The sequence below is a fragment of the Micromonospora sp. ATLC20 genome, from assembly GCF_057196585.1.
The window spans coordinates 1-4,182 of record NZ_JBXUOV010000293.1; the positions used below are offsets into that span (position 1 = coordinate 1).

3 protein-coding genes are annotated in these 4,182 nt (G+C 75.5%); 1 reads left to right on the top strand and 2 read right to left on the bottom strand.

The features are described from left to right. The coding region (locus AC2CHG_RS30265) for a hypothetical protein (RefSeq protein WP_484526089.1) at positions 1–1,581 on the top strand (1,581 nt) is incomplete at its 5' end. A gap of 33 nt (positions 1,582–1,614) precedes the next feature. Here the strand turns inward: AC2CHG_RS30265 and AC2CHG_RS30270 are convergent. Together AC2CHG_RS30270 and AC2CHG_RS30275 are read right to left on the bottom strand one after the other, a co-directional pair. Continuing rightward, positions 1,615–2,784 carry an NADH-quinone oxidoreductase subunit D gene (locus AC2CHG_RS30270; protein WP_355511600.1) on the bottom strand — a complete coding sequence of 390 codons (1,170 nt, stop codon included), beginning with the start codon at positions 2,782–2,784 and terminating at the stop codon, positions 1,615–1,617. After that, entirely contained in the window at positions 2,781–3,872 is a 1,092-nt protein-coding gene (locus AC2CHG_RS30275; RefSeq protein WP_484526090.1) for an SAM-dependent methyltransferase, read from the bottom strand. The genes AC2CHG_RS30270 and AC2CHG_RS30275 overlap by 4 nt, the downstream gene beginning before the upstream one ends. Positions 3,873–4,182: the final 310 nt, after the last annotated feature.

Below are 4,182 nucleotides of genomic sequence, written 5' to 3' on the forward strand. Positions count from 1 at the left end.
GCCTCCGCCCCCGCGTCCGCTGCCTCGGCGCCGGAGCGCCCGAGCGGTGCGGCCCGGGTGCCGGTCACCGGCACGGCCGCTGCGGGACGGGCGCACCCGGCCGGCCGGGACGAGGACGAACCGGCCCGGGCCGCGTACTCCGGCGGCCGCTACGGAACCGACCACGACGCCGACCTGCCCCGCGCGGGCGGCTACGACTCCGAGGTGTCCCGGGCGGGCCGTCACGACATCGATCCGCCCCGGACCGGCCGCTACGACGCCGAGCCCTCCCGAGCGAGTCGCTACGACGCCGAGCCGCTCCAGGCGGGCCGCTACGACCTCGACCCGCCCCGAGCCGACCACTTCGACGCCGAGCCGCCCCGGGCCGGCCACTACGACGCGGACCCGGCACGGACCGGCCGGCACGACGCCGAGCCGGCGCGGGCGACCGTGCGTCCGGAGCGGCCCGCGAGCGGGGTGTACGGCGCGGCGCGGGTGTCCGAGCCGGTGGCCCGGCCGGAGACCCGCCCGGTGGGCGTGGTCCACCACACCGAGACGGTGCACGTCACCACCCGGCACACGATCGTCGGTGGGGGTGAGCCGGCCGGAACCCGGTACGGCGGATTCCCCGGTGGCTGGTCAGACGAGGACCGGCCCCGGGGCACGGACCCGGCCGACCACTGGCGTGCGGGACACCGCGAACCGGGCGACCGGCCGGGCCGTCGCGCCGGGTCGGACGAGGGGGGCTGGGGCGCCGGGTCGGGCGACGACGGGCACTCGTGGACCGACGCCGGGCGTCCGGGCACCGAACATCCGTGGGCGGGCGTCGGCCGGACCGCCGACGGCGAACAGGGCTGGTCCGGGCGTACCGCCGGGGAACCGGGCTGGTCCGGGCGTACCTCCGGGGGTGGCTGGTCGGGCGACCGGAGCCGGACGGCGGCGGAGGAGCAGCGGCAGTGGCCCGGCGGTGGTGACGACCGGGCCGGCCGGGCGGCGAGCACCTGGCCGGCGGCGGGCGCACCGGACACCCCGGGAGGCCGGGCGGGCACCGACGGCGACCAGTGGTCCGAGATGCGTGCCGGCAACCGGTGGGCGGCGGTCCGCGACGACGGTGACGGCCGGGAGGTCCGGCTCGGGGAACGGCGGGCCGCGGTGCACGCCGACGGCGGCGGCACCGAGTACCGGGTCGAGGACCGGTGGGCATCGGTGCGCGCCGGGCGGCCGGACGCGAGCGCGGCGGACGGAACCGACGACCGCTGGTCCGGGGAGAGCCACCCGGCGCTGCCGGCCGGCGGGGTGCCGGTGCCGGACGAGTGGCGGCCGCCGACGCAGCGCAGCGGCCAGCCGGAGTGGCGCCAACCGCCCCCGGAATGGCGTCAGCCCGAACCCGAGTGGCGTCAGCCGGAACCGGAGTGGCGCCAAGCGGAACCGGAGCGGCACCAGGCCGAGCCCCACTGGCGTCAGCCGGAGACTCGGCAGACCGAGCCGCAGTGGCGTCGGCCCGAGCCGGAATGGCGGCCGGCAGAGCCGGAGTGGCGCAGCCCGGAGCACGGCGGACACGGCCGGCCGCACCGGGACACCGCCGCCGACCGCTGGCGCTGACCGCGCCCGTTCGCCGCCGCCGGCCGCCCCCGATCACTTGTCGATGTCGCCCACCACGAAGAACATCGAGCCGAGGATGGCGATCAGGTCGGGCACCAGGCAGCCGGGCAGCAGCGACGACAGCGCCTGCACGTTCGCGTACGAGGCGGTGCGCAGCTTCATCCGCCACGGCGTCTTCTCGCCCCGGGACACCAGGTAGTAGCCGTTGATGCCGAGCGGGTTCTCGGTCCAGGCGTACGTGTGCCCCTCCGGCGCCTTCAGCACCTTCGGCAGCCGCGTGTTGACCGGCCCGCTGATCCGGTCCACTCGGTCCAGGCACTGCTCGGCGAGGTCGAGCGAGGCGTACACCTGGTCGAGCAGCACCTCGAAGCGGGCGTGACAGTCACCGGCGGTCTTCGTCACCACCGGCACGTCGAGCTGGTCGTAGGCCAGGTACGGCTCGTCGCGGCGCAGGTCGAGGTCGAGCCCGGAGGCGCGGGCGACCGGCCCGGACGCGCCGAACGCGGCGGCGTCGGCGGCGGAGAGCACGCCGACCCCGACGGTACGGGCCAGGAAGATCTCGTTGCGCCGGATCAGGTTGTCCAGGTCGGGCATCCGGCGGCGTACCTCGGCGATGGCGGCGCGGGCGCGCCCGGTCCAGCCGGACGGCACCTCCTCCTTCAGGCCGCCGACCCGGTTGAACATGTAGTGGATCCGGCCGCCGGAGACCTCCTCCATCACGGCCTGGATGGTCTCCCGTTCCCGGAACGCGTAGAACATCGGCGTGATCGCGCCGATCTCCAGCGGGTACGAGCCGAGGAACATCAGGTGGTTGAGCACCCGGTTCAGTTCGGCCAGCGCCATCCGCAGCCAGGTGGCGCGTTCCGGCACCTCCATGCCCATCAGCCGCTCGACGGCGAGCACCACGCCCAGCTCGTTGGAGAACGCCGACAGCCAGTCGTGCCGGTTAGCCAGCACGATGATCTGCCGGTAGTCGCGTACCTCGAAGAGCTTCTCCGCCCCCCGGTGCATGTAACCGACGATCGGTTCGGCGGCGACCACCCGCTCCCCGTCGAGCACCAGCTTCAGCCGCAGCACGCCGTGCGTCGAGGGGTGTTGCGGCCCGATGTTGAGCACCATGTCGGTGCCGAGCTGCTCACCGCCGGCGCCGGTACCGACTGTCAGCTCGCGGAGGTCGGCGGCGTCCGTGGTCATGCCCGTCATCGTGCCACGACCGCGTCGAGCGCGACGCCGACCGGCTGCCGCAGCCACAGGTGCCCGCCGAGCCCGGCCGGGTCGGTCAGTTCGGCCGCCGCCGAGGCCGTGGCCAGCGCCCGCAGGTAGCCGGCCGGGTCGCGGGAGGCCAGGCTCAGCGGCGGTCGCCCGCCGTCGGCCCCGAGCGCCCGCAGCGCCTCCCGCTGAGAGACCAGGGAGTACGCGCACCGCGCGACCCGCTCACCGGCGGAGGCGACCGAGTCCATGGCGACGTGCGCCGTCACGTCGCACGACCCGTCCGGGACCGGCGGCATCTGCCGCCCACCCCGATACCCGGTCAACGTCCCGTCCAGGGGACGCGAGTCCCGCAGATGCCCGTAGTCCACCGCAAGCGCCACCCCCCGCGCCACCTTCCCCACAGCCCCGGCCCAGGCCAGATCCCGTCCCGACCCGATCTCCGCCCTCCCACCGACCCCACCCTCGCCCTCGCTCCCGCCCACGCCCTCGCCCTCGGCGTTGATCAAGGAGTTCGTGTCCTGATCCGGGCCCCCCGCCGCCGCAAAGTCCTTGATCAACGGGGTGGGCGGCGGGGTGGGGGCCGGGGGCCACCAGTGGGCCAGCCAGGTGATTTCGGTGCGGGAGGGGGCGGGACCCACCGTCTCCTCGCCGGTTTTCGGGTTCACCAGGAGGAGGCGCCAGCCTGTCCGGGTGTGGACCGCCACGTCCACCGGGACGTTGTCCAGCCACTCGGTGGCCAGGAGCAGGCCGGTTATCCCGTCGGGGATGTCGGCCTGCCAGTCGATCTCCGGCGGCAGATCGGCCGGGCGGGGCGACAGCTCCACTGCCACCGGGTGGAGCCGGGCGGCCAGTTCGGGTGCGGCCTGCGCCAGCAGGGCCCGGAGGAGTTCGCCCCGGCCCGCGCCCACGTCCACCACGTCCAGCCGGGCCGGGTGCCCCAGCGCCGCGTCCACCGTCTCGAGCTGCCGCAGCATGCAGGCGGCGAATACGGGTGAGGCGTGCACGCTCGTGCGGAAGTGCGCGGCGGGCCCGGCGCCGGAGACGAAGAAGCCGTCCGGCCCGTACAGCGCCCGCTCCATCGCGTCGCGCCAGCGCAGCGGGGTGGTCACCGTGCCGACCCTACGGGACGTACCCGAACGGGCGGTTTGCCCGCCACCGCAGCAGCCGCTTCCGGCGGTCGGTGAAGGTTTTCACACCTTCTTGTTCCGGGTCTGTCACCCGGGCGCATACTTGCCATCGACCGGTACCCCCTTCGAGGACTGGATCGCTGCCATGAGCGCACCGCTGCGCCCCCGGGCCACCGCTGCCCCGCTCGTCTTCCCGCGTACCCTCGCCGTCGGCGTCCTCGGCGCCGGCCGGGTCGGCGCCGTGCTGGGCGCGGCCCTCGCC